Source organism: Aquimarina ulvae, assembly GCF_053613295.3.
In genome coordinates this window covers 1-1379 of record NZ_JBSIBP030000042.1, presented here as the reverse complement: position 1 = coordinate 1379, position 1379 = coordinate 1, and the positions used below count along the sequence as shown (strand labels likewise).

Below are 1379 nucleotides of genomic sequence, written 5' to 3'. Positions count from 1 at the left end.
GTTAGTCTAAATAAGAAGAACTCTACATTTCTAACGCCTCTAAACTGTGCTCTAAAGGCTTTTATTTTTGCATTAAAAGATTCATCTGAAGCATTTGTACTTCTATTGTCGAAGTAGTTTATTATATTCTTGTAATGAATTGACATTGTTCTAGCAATAGTATTAAAGCTTTTAAATCCAGCTTGTCGTACTTTTTCATCCCATTTGGCCAATCTTATGAGTGCTGATGTTTTGTCTTTTGTTTGGTTAAATATCCAAGATAGGTTTTGACAGAGTTTATAGGCTTGTTCTAAGTCGTTATATTTTTCAAATAATAGTGTTGCTCTATCAGATTGATTTTTTGTCCATTTGTTAGAGGGTTTATAGAGTAAATACCTGCTTCTAGCTAGTAATTGTTTTAGAGTATCTCCATTGGATAATGTCTCAGGGTTGTATTTTAAATTTTTAGTTCTTGCTGTTTCAATAGCGTCGTTTTCTGTATCCAATGCTTCTCATCGATGCTTTATTCTAATTTCCTGTAGTGCATCTAAGGCCAGTTTTTGTACGTGGAACCTATCTATCACTTGAGTGGCAAGAGGAAATGATTTTTTGACTATTAATCCCATATTACCAGCCATATCTAAGGTTACTTCCTTTATCTTCTTTCTTTGTTTTAAGGGTATTTTTTGCAATATTCTGGTTACTACTTCTGCTTTAGTTCCTCTGACCATAGCTATTAAGGCTCCTTTCTTTCCTTTTGCTTGTTTATTGGTAAGTATAGTATATAAGTCTCCATTAGAAAATGCTGTTTCATCAACAGAGAGTCGTTCTCCTATATTTTGTGGGAATAGTAACCAATCTTTTGCGTGGGGTTTTTGATCCCAGACTTTGAAATCACTCAAGTAGTCTTTGTATTGACGTTGTAGACTTCTAGGATTTACTCCATAAAAGTTAGCTATAACGCTTGCACTAGAGGCATTATTACTGATCGATCTCTTTTAAAAAAGTGGCAAAATCACTAGTTATCCTAGTTCCTTTTGCCACTAATTGCCAATCTCTTGTAACGACTTTATTGGTGGCTTCATTAAGCCATCTACGACGGGTTATATGTAAATAAACATTCTTTCCCCGTATTGGAAAATCTTAGATTGTAGCTTCTGGAAAGAAACCTTTTGAACTTAGTTTAATACCCTTAAAATCATCAGGGGTATTATTAAGTTCTGTAAAATAGAAATGTAAATCTTCTCCTTCAATAGTATGTCTTTTCAACTCAAAATGAGTTATTAAAACTTCGGGCAGTAGTAACTTAACAATAGCAAATAAATCAGAGCTAGACATAGACTTTTTAAAAATCAAAGTTCAGCCTTTTTAAATTACTCCACAACTTTTTGTGTTGATCC

Annotated in this window: 2 protein-coding genes and 1 pseudogene; all 3 read right to left on the bottom strand. The window is 33.1% G+C overall.

The features are described from left to right. A pseudogene (locus ACWGOQ_RS24055) lies at positions 1-881 on the bottom strand (ISAon1 family transposase); the annotation flags it as partial. Positions 882-960: 79 nt separating this feature from the next. Next, positions 961-1086 carry an ISAon1 family transposase N-terminal region protein gene (locus ACWGOQ_RS24050; RefSeq protein WP_458202901.1) on the bottom strand — a complete coding sequence of 42 codons (126 nt, stop codon included), beginning with the start codon at positions 1084-1086 and terminating at the stop codon, positions 961-963. Positions 1087-1122: 36 nt separating this feature from the next. After that, positions 1123-1335, bottom strand: a complete 213-nt coding sequence (locus ACWGOQ_RS24045; RefSeq protein ID WP_458202900.1) for a hypothetical protein — start codon at positions 1333-1335, stop codon at positions 1123-1125. Positions 1336-1379: the final 44 nt, after the last annotated feature.